The organism is Saccharopolyspora phatthalungensis (assembly GCF_014203395.1).
Taxonomy (GTDB): Bacteria; Actinomycetota; Actinomycetes; order Mycobacteriales; family Pseudonocardiaceae; genus Saccharopolyspora; species Saccharopolyspora phatthalungensis.
The window spans coordinates 1,543,409-1,561,858 of record NZ_JACHIW010000001.1; the positions used below are offsets into that span (position 1 = coordinate 1,543,409).

Genomic DNA, 18,450 nt, shown 5'->3' on the forward strand with positions numbered 1-18,450 from the left:
CCTAGGACGTGCGTGCTCGCCGGTGTTCAGGCGCGTGCGCGGCGGCGTCGGCGCCGGATGATGCGGAAGGCGATAACCAGGACCACGATCGCGACCGCGGCCGGGGCCAGACGCTTGAGAAGCGGGGCTCCCGCCGTGCCGAGGAGGTCGATTGCCTCGTCTGACGGCGCCACGCCGCCGGTCATCACCGCGTCCGCCTTTCGCGATGGTTCTTCTTTTGCCGTGCTCACGAACGACGTCTGCTGGCTACCTGCCGGCGTGACCCGCCAGTTCGCCCGCCCCGTGGCGACCGCCGATGGCTCGGGCTTCGCCTCGGCCTCCGGGCCTTCCGCGACCGGGGCAGCGGCCTTCTCGGCCGGTGCCGCGGCCGGTTCCTCCTCGGTGAGCCGCTTCGCGAGGTTGACGGCGAACTGGTTCAGGATCTTGCCGCCGACCTCGGAGATCAGCCCGCGACCGAGCTGCGCCGGCTTGCCGGTGACCTTCAGGTCGGTGTCCACGGTGACCGCCGTGGCGTCGCCTTCCGGCTTGAGCGCCGCGGTGACCGTCGCGGCGGCCGTGCCGCTACCGCGCGCGTCCTTGCCGCTGGCGTCGATGACCACCCGGCGGGCGGCCTCGTCGACGTCCTTGAAAATGCCGGTGCCCTTGTAGAGCAGGGTGACCGGGCCGAGCTTTACCTTGACCGAACCGGCGAACTCGTTGCCCTCGGCCTTGGTGAGCGTGGCGCCGGGCATGCACGGGGCGACCCGCTCCGGGTCGAGCAGCGCCTGCCACGCCACGTCCACCGGCACCGGAACGCTGAACTGGTGCTGCATCTGCACTAGAGGGTCCTCCTGGTTCGACCGAGCTCGGCTCGAAAGAGCCGTCCTTCCTGAGGAAGCCGTTTCAACAGTCCACCCACAGCTTCCCAGCCCGCAGGGCCGGTGGATACCCCATTCGGATCACTCAATGCAACCGAACGCGAGTACTCCGGGGCACGCTGGAGGCTGTCTGCAGATTCCTCTTGCGTGGCGCAGCGCGCGAATTGAGCAGCTGCGCCATCGTGCGGAACCACACCTCTCCGGCATCCCGAAGTACCCGCGCCGGTCGTCCTGCCGGGCCTAGCCGCTCGCCGCCGCGAGCACCGCTCGACCGGTGAGCACCTCGGCAAGGTGCTCGCGGTAGTCGACGTCCGCGCTGGAGTCGGCCGCCGGGCTGGTGCCTTCGGTGGCATGCCGGGCCGCCGCCCGGATGGCCTCCGCCGTGGCGGGCTGACCGACCAGAGCCTGCTCGACACCGTGGGCCCGGATCGGCGTCGGCCCCATGTTGGTCAGCCCGACGCGGGCCTCGGCGATCGTCCCGTCGGAGACCCGCAGCGCGGCGGCCACGCCAACGATCGACCATGCCTGGGCGACGCGGCTGAACTTCTCGTAGTGCGCGCTCCACCCCGTCCACTTCGGCATCCGCACCTCGACCAGCAGTTCGCCGGGCTGCAGCGCGGTGGTGAAGTAGTCGACGAAGAATTCCGCGGCCGGCACGGTGCGCCGCCCGGACGGCCCGGCCACCACCATCTCGGCATCCAGCACCAGCGCCGGAGCGGGCAGATCCCCGGCCGGGTCGGCGTGCGCCAGCGAGCCGCCGAAGGTGCCGCGGTGCCGCACCTGCGGATCGGCGACCGTGCGGGTGGCCAGCGTGATCAGCTTCGCGTGCCGCTGCACCAGCGGATCGCCCATGACGTCGTGGTGCGTGGTCATCGCGCCGATGACCAGGGCATCGCCGTCCTCGCGCACGCCGCGCAGCGCGGCGATCCGGCCGAGGTCGACGACCACCCGCGGGTCGGCCAGCCGCATCCGCAGCACCGGCAGCAGGCTCTGCCCGCCGGCCAGCACCTTGGCGTCCTCGCCGGCTTCGGTGAGCGCGACGACCGCTTCCTCCACAGTGGAGGGTGCGACGTAATCGAACTGGGCGGGAATCACCGGTTACCTCCCTGGGTGTCCATCGAGCCGAGTCCACCGCCGGCCTCCGGCGCGATGACGTCACTTTCGCGAGCACCGGTCACTGCCCGCCACACCCGTTGCGGCGAGCACGGCATCTCCACGTCATTGACGCCCATCGGCCGCAGGGCGTCCACGACCGCGTTCACCACCGCCGGAGTCGAGGCGATGGTGCCCGCCTCGCCGACCCCCTTGACGCCCAACGGATTCGACGTCGCGCGGGTTTCGGTGCGGTCGGTGACGAAATCCGGCAGATCGACGGCCGACGGCACCAGGTAGTCGGCCAGCGTCCCGGTCGTGAGCGTGCCGGTTTCGTCGTAGACGGCCTCCTCGAACAGCGCCTGCGCGATGCCTTGCGCCAACCCGCCGTGCACCTGGCCTTCCACGATCAGCGGGTTGACCACGCTGCCGATGTCGTCCACGCAGACGTATTTGCGGATCTGGACCCGCCCGGTCTCGGTGTCCACTTCGGTCGCGCACAGGTGGGTGCCGTGCGGGAAGGAGAAGTTGTCCGGGTCGAACGTCGCGTCGGCGTCCAGGTTCGGCTCCACCCCGTCCGGCAGATCGTGCGCGGCGAAGGCGGCGAGCGCCACCTCGGCCAGCGCGGTGGCCCGGTCGGTGCCGCGGACCCCGAATCGCCCCGAGACGAACTCCACATCGTCCTCGGCGCATTCCAGCAAGTGCGCGGCGATTTTCTTGGCCTTCTCCACGACCTTGTCGGCCGCGTTGACCACCGCCATGCCGCCGACGGTCAGCGACCGCGACCCGTAGGTGTCCATGCCCTTGGGCGCGACCTGCGTATCGCCGTGCAGCACTTCGACGTCCTCGAACGGGACACCGAGCCGGTCGGCCACGATCTGGCTCCACGCCGTCTCATGCCCCTGCCCGTGCGGCGAGGTCCCCGTGACGACCTCAACCTTCCCGGTCGGCAGCACCCGGATCGAGGCGTGTTCCCAGCCGCCCGCGCCGTAGGACAGCGAGCCCAGCACGCGCGACGGGGCCAGCCCGCACATTTCGGTGAACGTCGAGATGCCGATGCCCAGCTGGACCGGATCGCCCGAGCGGCGCCGTTCCTCCTGTTCCTCGCGCAATGCCTGGTAGCCGAACAGTTCCATGGCCTTGTCGGTGGCGGCCTCGTAGTTGCCGGAGTCGTAGGTCAGGCCGGCGACCGTGTTGTACGGGAACTCTTCGTGCCCGATCCAGTTCTTGCGCCGCACCTCCATCGCGTCCATGCCGAGTTCGTTGGCGAGCTCGTCCATCATCCGCTCGATGGCGAACGTGGCCTCCGGCCGGCCGGCCCCGCGGTAGGCGTCGGTGGGCGTCTTGTTGGTGAACACGTTGGTGCAGCTGAAGTGGTACGCCGGGATCTTGTAGATCGCGTTGAACATGAACGCGCCCAGGATCGGGATGCCCGGCGTGACCAGCCGCAGGTAGGCGCCCATGTCGGCGAGCAGCTCGACCCTCAGCCCGGTGATCTTGCCATCCCGGGTCGCCGACATCGACAGCTTCTGGATCTGGTCGCGGCCGTGGTGCGCGGAGACCATCGTCTCGGACCGGGATTCGGTCCACTTCACCGGCCGTTCGAGCTTGCGGGCCAGCACGAAGGCGATGAACTCCTCCGGTGTCACCTGGAGCTTGCCGCCGAACCCGCCGCCCACGTCCGGCGCGATGACCCGGATCTTCTGCTCCGGCACGCCGAGCGACATCGCCAGCATCAGCCGCAGGATGTGCGGCACCTGGGTGGCCGACCACATGGTGATCTGCTCACCGGTCGGGTCGACGACCACCGATCGCGGTTCCATGAACGCCGGGATCAGCCGCTGCTGCCGGAAGGTCCGGTCGATGCGCACTTCGGCGCTGCCCAGCGCCTGCTCGACATCGCCGCCGGTGCCCGCCTCGGCCGAGTCGAACGTCCAGGTCGCGTTGCGGTTGGTGCCCAGATCGTCGTGCACCAACGGCGAATCCGCCCGCAACGCCGATTCCATATCGAGCACCACCGGCAGGTCCTCGTAGTCGATGTCGATGGCGTCCAGCGCGTCGCGCGCTTCGGCCGCGCTGCGCGCCGCGACCACCGCGACCGCTTCTCCGGCGAAGCGAACCGTGTCCACCGCCATCGGCGGTGCCGCCGGTGCCTTCATGTCCTCGGTGATCGGCCACGCACAAGGCAGGCTGCCTTGCTCGTCGGCGATGTCCCTACCGGTGATCACCGCCGCGACACCGGACATCCGGCGCGCCTCGTCGGTGTTGATCGACGTGATCCGGGCGTGTGCGACCGGGCTGCGCAGGATCGCCAGGTGCAGTGTGCCCGCGGGCGTCAGGTTGTCGGTCCAGCGGGTGCGGCCGGTGATCAGCCGCGCGTCTTCCTTGCGCTTGCGGGAACGCCCGAGTTCGGGTTCCAGGACCGATGTCATGACTGCCGACCTCCCGTCGCCTTCGTCTCGACCTGCGCGTCACCGGGCGTTCGCGGGCTCGGAGCCTGGGACTGTGTTCCTTCGGAGGTCTGCTCCGCGGCAGGACCGGCGCCCGGCTGCATGCGCTCGGCCGCGTCGCGGACCGCGCGGACGATGTTCTGGTAGCCGGTGCAGCGGCAGAGGTTGCCCTCCATCCCCTCCCGGATCTGCTGGTCGTCGGGCTGGTGCACCTCGGCGAGCAGGTCCAGCGCCTGCATGATCATCCCCGGGGTGCAGTACCCGCACTGCAAAGCGTGGTTGTCGTGGAACGCCTGCTGCAAGGGGTGCAGCTGGCCGTTTTGGGCGAGCCCCTCGATGGTAGTGACGTCGTGCCCGTCGGCCTGCACCGCAAGCACCGAGCACGACTTCACGCTGTGCCCGTCCAGGTGGACGGTGCACGCGCCGCAGTTGCTGGTATCGCAACCGACGACCGTGCCGACTTTGCCGAGACGTTCGCGGAGATACTGGACGAGCAGCAGGCGCGGCTCGACCTCATCGGTGTATTGGGTGCCGTCGACGTGGACGGTGATGCGCGGCATTTGGGCGGCCTCCTCAGAGGAACTGGCCCGCGGTGCGCGGACGAGCTGGAACAGACTGCACCGTCTAGGTGACGGGCGTCACTTCGTGAGCCTGCTACTTCGATCGACCGCGGGCAACCCACGCTCACTAGTGATGGTGGATCGGTCCCTCGATTTCGGAAAGCCGCACGCCGCGGCCGCCCCACCGCAGGGCGATCAGCTCAGCCGCGATGGACACCGCGGTCTCCTCCGGAGTCCGGGCACCCAGGTCCAGACCGATCGGCGAGGACAACCTGGCCAGCTCGTTGTCGGTCAAGCCCTGCTCGCGCAGCCGCCGCAGCCGGTCGTCGTGGGTGCGCCGGGAACCCATCGCGCCGACGTAGCCGACGTTGCGCCGCAACGCCGCCTCCAGCACCGGCACGTCGAACTTCGGGTCGTGGGTGAGGACCATGATCGCGGTCCGCCCGTCCAGCCGCCCGGCCTCCGCCTCGGCCATCAGGTAGCGGTGTGGCCAGTCCACCACCACGTCGTCGACGCCGGGGAACCGGCTGTGCGTGGCGAAGACCGGGCGCGCGTCGCAGACCGTGACCCGGTAGCCGAGGAAGGCGCCCATCCTGGCCATCGCCGCGGCGAAGTCGATCGCGCCGAACACCAGCATCCGGGGCGGCGGTTCGAAGGAGTTCACGAACACCCGCAGCCCTTCGCCACGACGCTGTCCCTCCGGGCCGTACTCGATGACGCCGCTGCGGCCGCTGGCCAGCATGCCGCGCGCGTCGTCGATCACCGCGTCGTCGATCCGCGCCGAGCCGAGGCCGCCGCTGGTGCGCTCGCGCCACACCAGCAGATGCGAGCCGACCTTCGCGGCATCGGGGTGTTCCAGGACGGTGGCGATCGCGACCGGCTCCTCCGCGCGAACCGACGTGGCGACCACGTCGAGCTCCGGGAAGGTCTCGCGATCCACTCGCTCTACGAAGACGTCGAGGATCCCGCCGCAGGTCAGACCCACTGCGAAGGCGTCGTCGTCGCTGACGCCGTAGCGGCGCAGGACCGGCTCTGAGCCCTCCAGCACGCCGGTCGCCTCCTCGTAGACCGCGCCCTCGACACACCCGCCGGACACGCTGCCGACGGCCTCGCCGCCCTCGGTCACCAGCATCGAGGCCCCGGGCGGTCGCGGCGCCGACCGGAACGTCGCGACCACGGTGCCCAGTCCGATGGCCTCGCCCGCCTCCCACCGCTTGGTCAACTCGTCCAGCACGTCACGCACAGCGCACCTCCGCTTACTCGACGCCTCCCGGCGCTGCGCCAGTTCCGCTTGAGTCGCGTTGGACGTCGGCAATGCCTGGAAACTGACACGTCTTCCTCCGGTTCCGGGTAGTCGGCCTCAGGCCGCACCCACCGGTTCGTACCCGGGCTGGGACAACCGGCGCACCCACGACCACACGTCCTCCAGGGAGCGCAGGCTGTGCCCGGCCACCATTCGGTCAACGTGCGGCATGGCCGCCACAATTCCGGATTGCACCGGCTGGTATCCGTCATGCCCGGCATGTGGATTCGCCCAGATCACCGCGCGGGCCAGCCGCCGCAACCGCCGCATCTGCTCGGCGAGCTCCGCCGAGTCGCCGCGCTCCCAGCCATCGGAGAACAACACGACCACCGAACCCCGCGCGACCCCCCGCTGCCCCCACCTGTCCAAGAACACCCGGAGCGTCTCGCCGAGCCTGGTGCCACCCGAAAAGTCCGGCACGGCCCGGGAAGCCGCCAACAACGCCGCTTCCGGATCGCGCTGCCGGAGCTGCCTGCTCACCCGCGTCATGCGGGTGCCCAGGGTGAAGACCTCGGTGCTGGCCGGCGATCGCCGCACCGCGACGTGCGCGAACCGGAGCAGCGCGTCGGCGTACGGGCTCATCGAACCCGAGACGTCGATCAACAGCACCACCCGGCGGGGCCGACGAGAACGCCGCTGCCGCGGCAACCGCATCGGCTCACCGCCGGCGCGCAGCAGCTCGCGAAGCGTCGCGCGCGGGCTGAGCGTTCCGCGCTTGCTGCGGCGATGCCGCAGCGCGGGGCGCGTCGGCGGCTCCGGACGCAGCACCGCGAGCATGCGCCGCAGGTGCTCGCGCTCCGCCACACCGAGCTCCGCGAGGTCGCGTCGCCGGAGCACCTCCGCGTCGCTCGCAGCAGCGGCGAGCGGCTTGTCCGCGTCGCCGTCGCCCGCGCCGTCCGCAGCGGAAAGCGCGGCGATCCGCGCCGGACGCGGCAGCGGACGCCCCGGCGACTCGGTGGGCAGGACCGCGACGCCAAACCAGGAGTCGAAGGCCGCGTCGTAGCGCGCGACATCATCCGGTTCGGAGCACAGCGTTAGGCGGCCGGCCCAGTAGACCGCGGAGCGGTCGTCAAGGCCGACGTGCTCGGTGGCGGCGAGGAATGCCTGGACGCGAGTGGGGCCGCAGGCCATCCCGGAGTGCCGCAGGGCGCGGGCGAACCCGACCAGCCCGGTCACGGTGTGCTCCATCGGCCCCCTCCTGAACCTTCGGTGTCGCTGGGCGGCGACTTCAAGGGAAATCGACGCGCTGATTTCCCTGGAAATCGCCCACGATGCCCGCCGCGCGGACCCGCTCGGTGTCCTCCCGGTACTTCAGCACCGCGCCCAGCGTGGTCGCGGCGACCTCGGTGTCCAGTTCGTCCCGGTCGAGCGCCTGCAACGCCTGCGCCCAGTCCAGCGCCTCGGCCACCCCGGGCGGCTTCAGCAGCTCCATCTGCCGCATCCGCTGCACCGCCGCGGCCACCTGCTCCGCCAGCCGGCTCTCCAGGCCCGGCAGGCGACGGCGCAGGATCGCCACCTCCCGATCCAGGTCCGGGTGCTCCAGCCAGTGGTAGAGGCAGCGGCGCTTCAGCGCGTCGTGCACCTCGCGGGTCCGGTTTGAGGTCAGGACCACGATCGGCGGTTCCGGCGCCGTCACCACTCCGAACTCCGGAATGGTCACCGCGTATTCCGACAGCACCTCCAGCAGGAACGCCTCGAATTCGTCGTCGGCTCGGTCGATCTCGTCGACCAGCAGCACGCAAGGCGCCTCCTGCAACGCGCGCAACAACGGCCGCGCCAGCAGGAACCTCGGGGTGTACAGGGAGGACTCGGCGGCGTCGGCGTCCAGCTCGCCCCCGGAAGCCGCCTCCAGGGTGCGCAGGTGCAGCAGTTGACGCGGAAAGTCCCAGTCGTAGAGCGCCTGCGCGGCGTCGATCCCCTCATGGCACTGCAGCCGGATCAGGTTCACCCCGAGCGCCGTGGCCAGGGCCTGCGCCAACGCGGTCTTGCCGGTGCCGGGTTCGCCCTCGCACAGCAGCGGGCGACGCATCCGCATCGCCAGGAACGCCGCCGTCGCGATTCCTTCGTCGGGCAGGTACCCGGTCTCATCCAGTGCCTTCGCGACCTCGGCCGGGGACTTCATCTGGAGCGCGTCATCCACCGCCATGCCGCCGAGCGTAGGCGAACTACCGGCCGCAAGGCGATCAGCCGATCATCCGATAACGAGTTCCCCCACCGCGTGGATCACTGTGTCACCTGCCAAGGCCGGGATCGGCTGCCGACCGCCTGCGCAGATCACGTTCCGGAACGGGCTCTAGGTTCTGTTTATAAGCGGCGTAAGCCGCTTGCGGTGTGGGACTCAGCTTGCACCGCCGCGGGTTCTCAGGCGTCGCCTGGCGAGGACAGCCCCAGCGCCGCGTATTGGGCATACATAAGTCGGGGATCCCGGAGCCCAGGCGGCGTCTGAGGTTGCGCTACCTGCACCGCTAAGCACACCAGTTTTTGAAACACTCTCTAGGTGGCTGGTGTCGAACGGGGTTTTGAGGTGTTTGCTCTGGTCTTAGCGTGGCGGGCGGTGGGTGTGATTGCCGATCGTTTTCGAGTGTGGTCGGTGGGTTTGTGTGTCGCGTGTGCCGGTTATCGGTGGGGAGGACGTGTGGTGTTGGTGATGGGCTGGGCGTTGGTCTGGTCAGGCGGTCGTCACGGCCCATCCGCCTGCCTTGCGGGTTATCCCGAGCACGCCCAGTCGAGCGAGGTTGACCGCGGCGGCCAGCAGCGAGAAATCAGCGGCCACTTTCCGCAGTCCTCGGACACGGGCCCGTCGTCCGCCGTGGCGGTGGCGCATCAGGTGGCCGATCTTGCGTTCGACTTTGGGCCTGGTGGCGCGGTAGTCAGCCTTCCAGGCGGGGTCGGTCTGGCGGGCACGACCGGCGGCCAGTGCGGCTTCGTGGGGGCTGATGGTGATGGTGCGGCCGGTCTTGGCGGTGGTGCACTGTGCGGCCAGCGGGCAGGTGGCGCACACGACGCCGAAGTTGGCCGCCCCAGCGTGACGCTCACGGGCGCGAATGGGTGCGGTATGCCCGGCCGGGCAGGTCACGGTCTGCTGCTCAAGGTCGATATCGAAACGGTCCTTGGGAAAATGGCCTTTCACCGCAGCCGGCGGTTGCACCTTGAGCCCATTGTGGATCCCATTCTCGTCCAGCCTTTCCAGCAATTCCCCCGCCCCATAGGCCGCATCCCCATATACCGCGGCCTGACCCTCATCCCCGGCTTCGGCTTCGGCTTCGGCTTCGGCTTCGGCTTCGGCTTCGGCTTCGGCTTCGGCTTCGGCTTCGGCTTCGGCTTCGGCTTCGGCTTCGGCTTCGGCTTGGCTTCGGCTTCGGCTTCGGCTTCGGCTTCGGCTTCGGAGGGCAGGATGTCGGACAGGAGGGTCTCGGCGGTCTCGGCGTCGCCGCTGTTGCCGGGGGTGACTTCGGTGGCGGTGACGATCTCACTGTCGGGGTCGATGGCGAGATGTCCTTTGTAGCCGTCGAAACCGCGGGCCTGCGTTTTGTGGCCATGGCGGGTTTCGGGATCGACGGTGGAGATGACCCGGTCCGGGGCGACCCGGCGGGCGATCCGGAACACCCCGTCGCTGTCTTCGGTCAGGTCCTGGCCCAGCACCGTGGCCAGCAGGCGCGCGGCCTCATCCACGCACTTGGTCCACTTCTGGCCTTCCATCAGGGTCAGCATCGCGAACCCGTCCCGGGCCCGGGAGTCGATCAACGCCTCCCGGGCGGCCTGGTCGTCCCAGTCGATCAGGGGTTTGCCCGCTCCGGCGTAGTCATCTCCGGAGGTGAGCACCGCCCGCAACCGGGCGGCCAGTCCGGCCTCAGCGGTGGCCAGCAGACCACGGATCGCCGAGCGGATCAGGGTGATGGTGTCCATCGTCGCGACCGCGTCATACAACGGGGTCGAGTCCAGCACCCTCCTGCACCCGACCAGACCCGCCTGACGCGCGACATCCAGCACCGTCTCGAAGATCCGGTCCGGCCGAGCCGAGCGGGCCAACCGGGCCCGCATGTCCACCAGCACGGTGTGCACGAACCCCGGATAGTCGAAATCCAGGCCACCGGCGGCGTACTTCCAGCGCGTGTCAAATGCGAACCGCTCCACCGCCTCCCGATCCGACAGGCCCTCGACACGCTGCAACACCATCACCACCGCCACGATCATCGGCGGCACCGACCGGCGACCCACATCGGTGAACAGATCCGCGAACATCTCATCCGGGAACAGACTGAAGCACTCCCGATGCAACACCCCATAAATCGAACCCGCCGCGACCCGGCCCTCACAGTAATCCACCGTCGATCGCAGCAGATCACCCTGCCGCGGCGCGCGTCCCAACGTCACCCCCGACATCCTGCCAAACGATCACCCCGACGGAACACCGACACACCCCGATCCTTAGCAACCCAAAACACCAGCCACCTAGCTAGGATCGCTGGGGGTTCGGAGAGGTGGTGCATGAGCCGGTTCAGCGGGTTTCCCGCACACGTCGAGACACACGTCGGCCGGGTCCGCGGCGCCGACGGCCGGGATGCCAACGGGCGCGAACGCAACTATCACCTCGTCTACTGCGACCACCCCGACGGCGCGCACGTCTCGGTCCTGACCAGCGGTTTGCGCGACCGCACCGCTGGCGCACCGCTGCCGCAGGAACTGGTATGCACGTTGCGGGCGGAGCAGGAGCGCTACGCGCGACACCTCACCGCCGTGGTCGCCGAACTGCTGACCGAGAGCAACAGCCGCGTCGGCTACGGCGCGCTCATCATGAACGACCGGATCCTGTTGCCGGACACCGAGATCTGCGGGGCCCTGGCCGCGCCGCACCCCTACCTCGGCGACGCCTTCGACGTCCTGCTGGATGGCAGCGGTCGACCGGTCCTGCAGCTCATCACGCTGATCCCGATCACCCGCGGCGAGGCGCAACTAGTGGCCCGCTACGGCCGCGATGCCCTGTACGACGCCTGGGAGCAGGAGAGCAGCAACCTGCTCGACATCCACCGTCCCTCGGCCGCCTGAGGCATTTCTCGCGTTTCGAAGGTCCGGGTGCCGCATCAGGGGTCGGCGCGGGACGACTCCGGGGCGGCTCGGGGTCGTTCCCCGAGGTCCCGCTGCTTGCCGGAGCGCAGGCTAGGAGCATGACTGAGAACTTCTCCAGCATCGACAGCGCCCAGACCACCGATACCGGGACCACCGAGCGGCAGGTGCGGAGGTTCCGGCGCGACCGGGACGACGCCATGATCGCCGGGCTCTGCAGCGGCGCGGCCAAGACGCTCGGCGTGGACGCCACGATCATCCGCGTCCTGCTGGTCGCCGCCACCCTGCTCGGCTTCGGCATGGGGATCGTGATCTACCTCGTCTGCTGGCTGATCGTCCCGCAGGAATGACCCTCGGGGCGGCCGGACTCCGATTCCCCATCGCGCCGTTTAGCGGATGTTGGGCGCCTGTTCGATAAAGGTGTCGAGGACGCCGTCGGCCACGAGGACCTGGCCCTGGGGTCGAACCTCGCCGGGCAGGGTGCGGATCTGCTTGGCCTGATCCGCGAACTGCTGTGCCGCGGTGAAGCGCCCGGAGGCACTCGCCTCGTCGCCCTTCGCCCGAGCCTGCAAGCCGTCGATCGTGGCCAGCAACGATTTGCCCCAGAGTTCGGTGGCAGTCAGCCACGGCCGCACATCGGAAACGAAGTCCGCCGGCGCGCCCGCACCGATCCGCGCCGGCGCATCCGCGATCGCCTGTGCGTACCCGCGCATCTGCTGCACCGCGCCCGCGCGGTCGCCGCCGTCCCAGCGGTCGCGAAACTCCGTGATCTGCCGCGCCAACTCCGGCGCCGGCGGCAGCCACGGCCGCCCGCTGGCCAGCGGCGCCATGTGCTCCAGGTCGAAGAACACCATCAGCGCCGCAACACTCGCCGGGTCCGGCATTCCGTCGGCCGCCTGCTTCCCGGCCAGGTACTCGGCTGCCGCCCGCCAGGCCCGCTGCGGGTCGAAAGCCGCGTCGTTCCAGGCGAAATCGGCTGCACCCAGCTCCACGACCTTGCTCGCCGCAGCCTGGTTCATCGGGTTCACGACAACGCCGGCGAGTTGCCCGCTCAACCCTCGTTCGCGCTTGTCGTACGGGCCGAGCATTACCCGCCCGGCGGAGCCGTCGAAGTCGTTGACCGGGTAGTTGTCCCACAGGAAGACCTTGCGCCCCCAGACCTGTTCGGCCTTTTGCGCGTCGGAGACGGTGATCTGCCGGGGAATCACGCCGTCGCCGGTCCACATCACCAGCACCCGCGGGTCGAGCGCCGACCGGATCGCCGTCTTGTACGCCGAATCCTCCACGTCGGAGTACTCGGTCGGCACGAACTGCAGCGGCGCCACACCGGGGTGGGTGTCGATGAATTCGCGCTGCACGCGGTTGAGCAACTCCGCCTGCGCCCGTCCGGCCGCGCCTTCGGACGGCCTGCCGTACTTCGCCTCATCACCAGGGCAGTTCCAGCGGGTGTAGGAAATGTCGTCCAGCGGCACGGAGAAGTCGCGCACCCCCGAGTCGTACATCGCCTGCAGCTTGGCCGCCAGCGCGCGGAAGTCGGCGTCATCGCTGTAGCAGATCGACGTGCCCGGCGAGAGCGCGAAGGTGAACTTCACGTGGTGCGCTTCGGCCTGCCGGATCAGCTCCTGCACCCGGGCGAGTTCGTCCGGCGGATACGCCTCACGCCATTTCTCCCGGTGGTACGGGTCGTCCTTGGGCGCGTAGATGTAGGTGTTCAGCTTGACATCGCCGTAGAAGGCCAACTGGTCCATGCGTTCGGCGTGCGTCCAGGGCGGCCCGTAGAAGCCTTCGACGGTGCCGCGCAGCGGCATCAACGGATGGTCCACGATGCCGACCCCGGCGATGCGGCCCGGCGAGGCGATCTGCCGCAGCGTCTGCACGCCGTAGTAGGCACCGGCGGCATCGGAGGCTCCGATGAACAGGGTCGGGGTGCCGTCACCACGCCCGGCCAGCACGTATCCCTCGGCGGGCAGCGGCGCCGGCGCGGCGTAGTTCAAGTCCTGCAGCCCTTTCACCACCGACGGCGATACGCGGTCGCCGATGCGGATGCTCAGCGTGGCGTCCTCGGCGCGCGGCCCGGGATTTCGCACCACCACGTCACCGGCCCCCGCCTGCCGCAGCACCTGTTCGGCGAGGTCGCGGGTCGGTTGGTCGACCATCGGGTCGACGACCACTTCGACCTTGCCCCGCACGGGGATGTCATCACCGAGCCGTTTCATTTCCCGCGGCTGCGGCGTGACCTGCGGCAGTCCGGTCGCGGGCAGCGACGGCGGCGGCGCCGTCGGTGTCGGCGCCTGCGGCGCAGTGTTCGTGCAACCCGCCAGCACGGCGCACAGGAGCGTCGCGACCGAGGCCGACCGCCGGGCATTTCGAACGAGCATGACTCCTACCTCGACTGGATTACCACCGACCCCCAGGAGATCACACGCCGGTTCCGGCCGCCCCCGCACCCGAAACCAGACCCGGACAAAGAACAATGCGGTGGAGGTTTCAGGCGGTAGCGAGCAGGTCCCGCCAGGTGCGCACCCGTTGCGCCCGCACCGACCCGTCGGCGCGGGCGCCGGTGCCGATGTGGAAGGCACGCGCACCGCAAGCCCGCAGGTCGGGCACGTGCTCCTCGCGCAGACCGCCGCCGACGAGCAGCGTCACGCCGTCGATGTCCTGCCGCGCGGCGAGTTCCCGCAGGTCGGCAAGGCCATCGTCGACTCCGCCGGGGGCGCCGGCGGTGAGCACGGTGTCCGGGCCGAGGGACACCGCGTGGTCCCAGGCCAGCCGGTACTGGGCGGCGTGATCCAGTGCTCGGTGAAAGGTCCACGGGCAGCCGTCGAGCTCGGCGAGCACGTCGCGGGTGGCGCCGACATCGACCTGGTCGTAGGCGTCGAGGAACCCGAGCACGAACTGCTCCGCGCCGGCCGCACGCAGCTCCCCCACCCGCCGGCGCAAGACCTCGACGTCCGCGGCGAACCCAGGCTCATCACGCACCATGACGCGCACCGGCAGGTCCGTGGCCGTGAGCACGCTGCGCACGGTGGTCTGGTCCGGTGTGAGGCCGCCGACGGCGGGGTCCCGCACCAGCTCCAGCCGGTCGGCACCGCCCGCCTGCGCGGCCTCGGCATCGGCGGCGTCCAGCACGATCACTTCCAACAGCGCGCCCATACCCGCACCGTAACCGCACCGCGCCGGACATCGCGAACGTTCGAAGGGCCGCCCCCAGCGGGGACGGCCCTTCGAAAATGACAGCGGCGCGGATCAGAAGTCCATGCCGCCCATGCCACCGGTCGGGTCCGGAGCGCCGGCCTTCTCCTTCTCCGGCTTGTCCGCGACCACGGCTTCGGTGGTCAGGAACAGCGCGGCGATGGAGGCGGCGTTCTGCAGCGCGGAACGGGTGACCTTGGCCGGGTCGAGGACGCCGGCCTGGATCAGGTCCTCGTACTCACCGGTCGCGGCGTTGAGGCCGTGGCCGGAGGGCAGACCCTTGACCTTCTCCGCGACAACGCCGCCCTCAAGGCCGGCGTTGATGGCGATCTGCTTGAGCGGGGCCTCCACGGCGATCTTCACGCTGTTGGCACCGGTCGCCTCGTCGTTCTCAAGCTTGAGCCCGTCGAAGGCGACCTGGGCGGCCTGCAGCAGCGCGACGCCGCCACCGGCGACGATGCCCTCCTCGACCGCGGCCTTGGCGTTGCGGACCGCGTCCTCGATGCGGTGCTTGCGCTCCTTGAGCTCGACCTCGGTCGCCGCACCGGCCTTGATGACGGCCACGCCGCCAGCCAGCTTGGCCAGCCGCTCCTGCAGCTTCTCGCGGTCGTAGTCGGAGTCCGAGCGCTCGATCTCGGCGCGGATCTCGTTGACCCGCCCGGCGATCTGCTCGTCGTCGCCGGCACCCTCGACGATGGTGGTCTCGTCCTTGGTGACGACGACCTTGCGGGCGTGGCCCAGCAGGTTCAGGTCGGCGTTCTCCAGCTTGAGGCCGACCTCTTCGCTGATGACCTGGCCGCCGGTGAGGATGGCCATGTCCTGCAGCATCGCCTTGCGGCGGTCACCGAAGCCGGGGGCCTTGACGGCGACCGACTTGAAGGTGCCGCGGATCTTGTTGACGACCAGGGTGGCCAGCGCCTCGCCCTCGACGTCCTCGGCGATGATCAGCAGCGGCTTGTTGGCCTGCATGACCTTCTCCAGCAGCGGGAGGAGGTCCTTGACGTTGGAAATCTTGCTGCTCAGCAGCAGGATGTAGGGGTCGTCGAGGACCGCTTCCATCCGCTCCGAGTCGGTCACGAAGTAGGGCGAGATGTAGCCCTTGTCGAAGCGCATGCCCTCGGTGAGCTCCAGCTCCAGCCCGAAGGTGTTGCTCTCCTCGACGGTGATGACGCCTTCCTTGCCGACCTTGTCCATCGCCTCGGCGATCAGCTCGCCGATCTGACGGTCACCGGCCGAGATCGCGGCGGTGGCGGCGATCTGATCCTTGGTCTCGATCTCCTTGGCGTTCTTGAGCAGCTGCTCGGCGATCGCCTCGGTGGCCTTCTCGATGCCCTTCTTCAGGGCGATCGGGCTGGCGCCGGCCGCGACGTTGCGCAGGCCCTCGCGCACCAGCGCCTGGGCCAGCACGGTGGCGGTGGTGGTTCCGTCACCCGCGACGTCGTCGGTCTTCTTCGCGACCTCCTTGACCAGCTCGGCCCCGATCTTCTCCCACGGGTCCTCGAGCTCGATCTCCTTGGCGATGGAGACGCCGTCGTTGGTGATGGTCGGCGCGCCCCACTTTTTCTCGAGCACGACGTTGCGGCCCTTCGGGCCGAGCGTCACCTTGACGGCGTCGGCGAGGGTGTTCATGCCGCGCTCAAGACCGCGGCGGGCGTCCTCGTCGAACGCGATCATCTTGGCCATTGCGGTGTGGTCCTCCACCTGTCTGGACGCCGCGGAGGTGGATTGCGCACCCCACGGCAGGACTCGTGCTCGGCCAGGCTCGGTGCCCGCGACGGACGACCGTTTCGGCGGTACCGTCGGTGGCACCGCCGGAGACGGCCTCACCGTCCCGACCTGGCACTCAACCTTGCTGAGTGCCAGTACCGTGTTTAGCACTCTCACCGGGCGAGTGCAAGCGACGCCCGCGTGGTAAGACCGGTCGGGGCAGTCCGGCCGTCAGCGCGTCGGCACCGAGGTGGGCAGGCGGCTGTGGTTGTGCGAGGACGTTCCCGGCGTCGTCGAGCTGGTCTCGCCGCTGCCGGAACCGCCGCCGATGGAATTGGCCATCACCACGAAGATGACCACGATGACCACCAGCGTGATACCGACGAGCACGGGCACGATCCACTTCGCCGAGCCGCCCGACTTGGTCGCGAACGAGGCCGAGCCGGCCGGGCTCGGCGGCCGCAGCCGCACCGGGTCGTTGCCCGGTGGCGGCAGCGGGCGCGGCGGCTGCTGCTGGTAAGTCGGGTAGCCGGGCGGCCTCGGGGGCGCCTGCGGACCGGGGTGGCCGGGCGGTCCCGGCGGCGAGTACTGCGCCGGCTGCGGCCCGGACATCGGGCCCACCGGACCTGCCGGCCGGGGCGGCGGGTTCTCCCCGGCGGCCGGACCGAGCGCGGACCGGGCCGCGGCGATCAGCTCCTTGCAGGTGTCGAAGCGCCGGTCGGCCTTCTTCGCCATGCCGCGGCGCAGCACCTCGTCGATACCGCTGGGCAGCACCACCAACGAGGTCGCCGACGGCAGCTCGGCACCCAGGTGACCCTGGATGACTTCCTGCACCTGGCCCCGGAACGGCGCCCGCCCGGTCAGGCAGGCGAACAGCATGCAGCTCAGCGCGTACAGGTCGGTGCGGCCATCCACCGGCTCGCCGCGCAGGTGCTCGGGGGCCGCGTAGGTCGGTGAGCCGAGGAAGTCGCCGCTGCTGGTGCGGTGGCCGGTCGCGCCGCGCCTGGTGAGGCCGAAATCCGCCAGGTAGACGTGCTCGTTGGCGGATTCGCGCGAGGTCACCAGCACATTGGCGGGCTTCAGGTCGAGGTGCACCAGCCCGCGCTCATGCAGCATGTCCAGCGCCTCGGCGACCTGGGAAAGTAACTCCAGGGTGCGCTTGGGCGAGATCGGCCCGTCCTTGATCAGGCTGGCCAGGTCGGACCCGTCGACCAACCGCATCGCGATGTAGAGCATGCCGTCGACCTCGCCGAAGTCGTACAGCGGCACGATGTTGGCGTGGTCGATGGCGGAGGTGTTGCGCGCCTCGTCGACGAACCGCTCGCGGAACTCGGCGTCGCCGGTGATGTGCTCACCCATGACCTTGAGCGCGACCTTGCGGCCCAACCGGACATCGGTGGCTCGGTACATCACGCTCATGCCGCCGCGACCGAGCACTCCGTCGATCTTGTAGTGGCCGAGGCGCCGCCCGGTGAGGTCTTCCGACACGCGAAGCAGCCTAACGTTTCGCGATCACGCACGTCCTCGGGTTGGCCACACCGTGACGACATCGATCCCGGGCGGCTTGACCGGTCGGCCGAACACGCTGCGGCCCGGTCCCCGCCAGGGGAACCGGGCCGTGCGCAGAACGAGGCTTCAGACCTTGCGGACTCCGTCTGCTTGGGTGCGGCCGTCACGTCCCGCTTTTACTTCGAATTCCACCCGATCCCCTTCGGAAAGGGTTCGGAAACCAGACATGTTGATCGCGGAGTAATGGACGAACACATCGGATCCACCGTCCGTTGCGATGAATCCGTAGCCCTTCTCCGAGTTGAACCATTTGACCGTGCCGACCGCCACGGCGTCCTCCTCATGAAAAAGTGATGCACGACGCGCCAAACGTCGCTGGAGCAACGGCCACGCTACCCCAGAAATCAAGCCTCGTCGCGTGTTCGGCAATGCAACTTTTCCGTTAAACACTGGGCCGAATGGGTGCTCTTTCCGGCCACGTTCAGTTATCGAAGTAGGGTTGACGGACGCAATTCCCCCGAGTGCAGGAATCCATTTCCGCCCTTGGCGAAATCTACCTCGTCCTGTTCGATAAGCAACGTCACCCACCCGCGCCACGCATGCGGTCGGCACCGCCGCGGACTCGCACCCCAAAATGCGGTCCAGGAGTTCCGCGCCGATGCCGCTTCCTCGGGCATGCGCAAGTCATCCCGCGGCCGTGAACGGCGATCGCCGAT

General features: G+C 69.4%; 16 protein-coding genes. 2 read left to right on the top strand and 14 right to left on the bottom strand.

The genetic code is table 11. The annotated features are described in order from the left end of the window. Window positions 1-26: 26 nt before the first annotated feature. The 9 genes from BJ970_RS06840 to BJ970_RS06875 all read right to left on the bottom strand — a co-directional run bounded on the left by BJ970_RS06840 (window position 27) and on the right by BJ970_RS06875 (window position 10,636). Window positions 27-818 carry an SRPBCC family protein gene (locus BJ970_RS06840; protein WP_184725125.1) on the bottom strand — a complete coding sequence of 264 codons (792 nt, stop codon included), beginning with the start codon at window positions 816-818 and terminating at the stop codon, window positions 27-29. A 279-nt stretch (window positions 819-1,097) separates the two neighbouring features. Further along, window positions 1,098-1,952 carry an FAD binding domain-containing protein gene (locus tag BJ970_RS06845; RefSeq protein ID WP_184725127.1) on the bottom strand — a complete coding sequence of 285 codons (855 nt, stop codon included), beginning with the start codon at window positions 1,950-1,952 and terminating at the stop codon, window positions 1,098-1,100. Then, window positions 1,949-4,381: a xanthine dehydrogenase family protein molybdopterin-binding subunit gene (locus BJ970_RS06850; protein WP_184725129.1), complete on the bottom strand. Its 2,433-nt coding sequence runs from the start codon at window positions 4,379-4,381 to the stop codon at window positions 1,949-1,951. Before BJ970_RS06850 ends, BJ970_RS06845 begins: the two co-directional genes overlap by 4 nt. Then, window positions 4,378-4,959: a (2Fe-2S)-binding protein gene (locus BJ970_RS06855; protein WP_184725131.1), complete on the bottom strand. Its 582-nt coding sequence runs from the start codon at window positions 4,957-4,959 to the stop codon at window positions 4,378-4,380. The genes BJ970_RS06850 and BJ970_RS06855 overlap by 4 nt, the downstream gene beginning before the upstream one ends. Window positions 4,960-5,086: 127 nt before the next feature. After that, entirely contained in the window at window positions 5,087-6,202 is a 1,116-nt protein-coding gene (locus tag BJ970_RS06860) for an XdhC family protein (protein ID WP_184725133.1), read from the bottom strand. Window positions 6,203-6,319: 117 nt separating this feature from the next. Continuing rightward, window positions 6,320-7,450 (bottom strand): vWA domain-containing protein, encoded by a 1,131-nt coding sequence (locus BJ970_RS06865; RefSeq protein WP_184725135.1) that lies wholly within the window; start codon window positions 7,448-7,450, stop codon window positions 6,320-6,322. 40 nt (window positions 7,451-7,490) lie between these two features. Beyond that, window positions 7,491-8,408, bottom strand: coding sequence for an AAA family ATPase (locus tag BJ970_RS06870; protein WP_184725138.1), 918 nt, complete (start codon window positions 8,406-8,408; stop codon window positions 7,491-7,493). A 522-nt stretch (window positions 8,409-8,930) separates the two neighbouring features. Further along, window positions 8,931-9,455 carry a transposase gene (locus BJ970_RS36960; RefSeq protein WP_221467065.1) on the bottom strand — a complete coding sequence of 175 codons (525 nt, stop codon included), beginning with the start codon at window positions 9,453-9,455 and terminating at the stop codon, window positions 8,931-8,933. After that, window positions 9,389-10,636, bottom strand: a complete 1,248-nt coding sequence (locus tag BJ970_RS06875; protein WP_221467066.1) for a transposase — start codon at window positions 10,634-10,636, stop codon at window positions 9,389-9,391. Before BJ970_RS06875 ends, BJ970_RS36960 begins: the two co-directional genes overlap by 67 nt. Before the next feature lie 114 nt (window positions 10,637-10,750). Here BJ970_RS06875 and BJ970_RS06880 point away from each other — a divergent pair, with 114 nt between their 5' ends. Continuing rightward, a complete protein-coding gene (locus BJ970_RS06880; protein WP_184725140.1) occupies window positions 10,751-11,308 on the top strand; it encodes a suppressor of fused domain protein in 558 nt (185 codons plus the stop codon). Window positions 11,309-11,427: 119 nt separating this feature from the next. After that, window positions 11,428-11,676, top strand: a complete 249-nt coding sequence (locus BJ970_RS06885; protein WP_184725142.1) for a PspC domain-containing protein — start codon at window positions 11,428-11,430, stop codon at window positions 11,674-11,676. A gap of 39 nt (window positions 11,677-11,715) precedes the next feature. On the opposite strand, the gene BJ970_RS06890 is transcribed toward BJ970_RS06885, so the two are convergent. The 5 genes from BJ970_RS06890 to BJ970_RS06910 form a co-directional block, all read right to left on the bottom strand. Next, window positions 11,716-13,704, bottom strand: a complete 1,989-nt coding sequence (locus BJ970_RS06890) for a glycoside hydrolase family 84 protein (protein WP_184725144.1) — start codon at window positions 13,702-13,704, stop codon at window positions 11,716-11,718. A gap of 109 nt (window positions 13,705-13,813) precedes the next feature. Beyond that, entirely contained in the window at window positions 13,814-14,479 is a 666-nt protein-coding gene (locus tag BJ970_RS06895) for a copper homeostasis protein CutC (protein ID WP_184725146.1), read from the bottom strand. Between the two features lie 93 nt (window positions 14,480-14,572). Beyond that, window positions 14,573-16,201, bottom strand: a complete 1,629-nt coding sequence (gene groL / locus BJ970_RS06900) for a chaperonin GroEL (protein WP_184725148.1) — start codon at window positions 16,199-16,201, stop codon at window positions 14,573-14,575. Between the two features lie 255 nt (window positions 16,202-16,456). Beyond that, complete coding sequence (locus tag BJ970_RS06905) at window positions 16,457-17,713, bottom strand: serine/threonine-protein kinase (RefSeq protein ID WP_184725150.1); 1,257 nt, start codon at window positions 17,711-17,713, stop codon at window positions 16,457-16,459. A 147-nt stretch (window positions 17,714-17,860) separates the two neighbouring features. Further along, the gene (locus tag BJ970_RS06910; protein WP_093268692.1) at window positions 17,861-18,064 is read right to left on the bottom strand and encodes a cold-shock protein; all 204 of its coding nucleotides are present in this window, start codon (window positions 18,062-18,064) and stop codon (window positions 17,861-17,863) included. Window positions 18,065-18,450 lie beyond the last annotated feature (386 nt).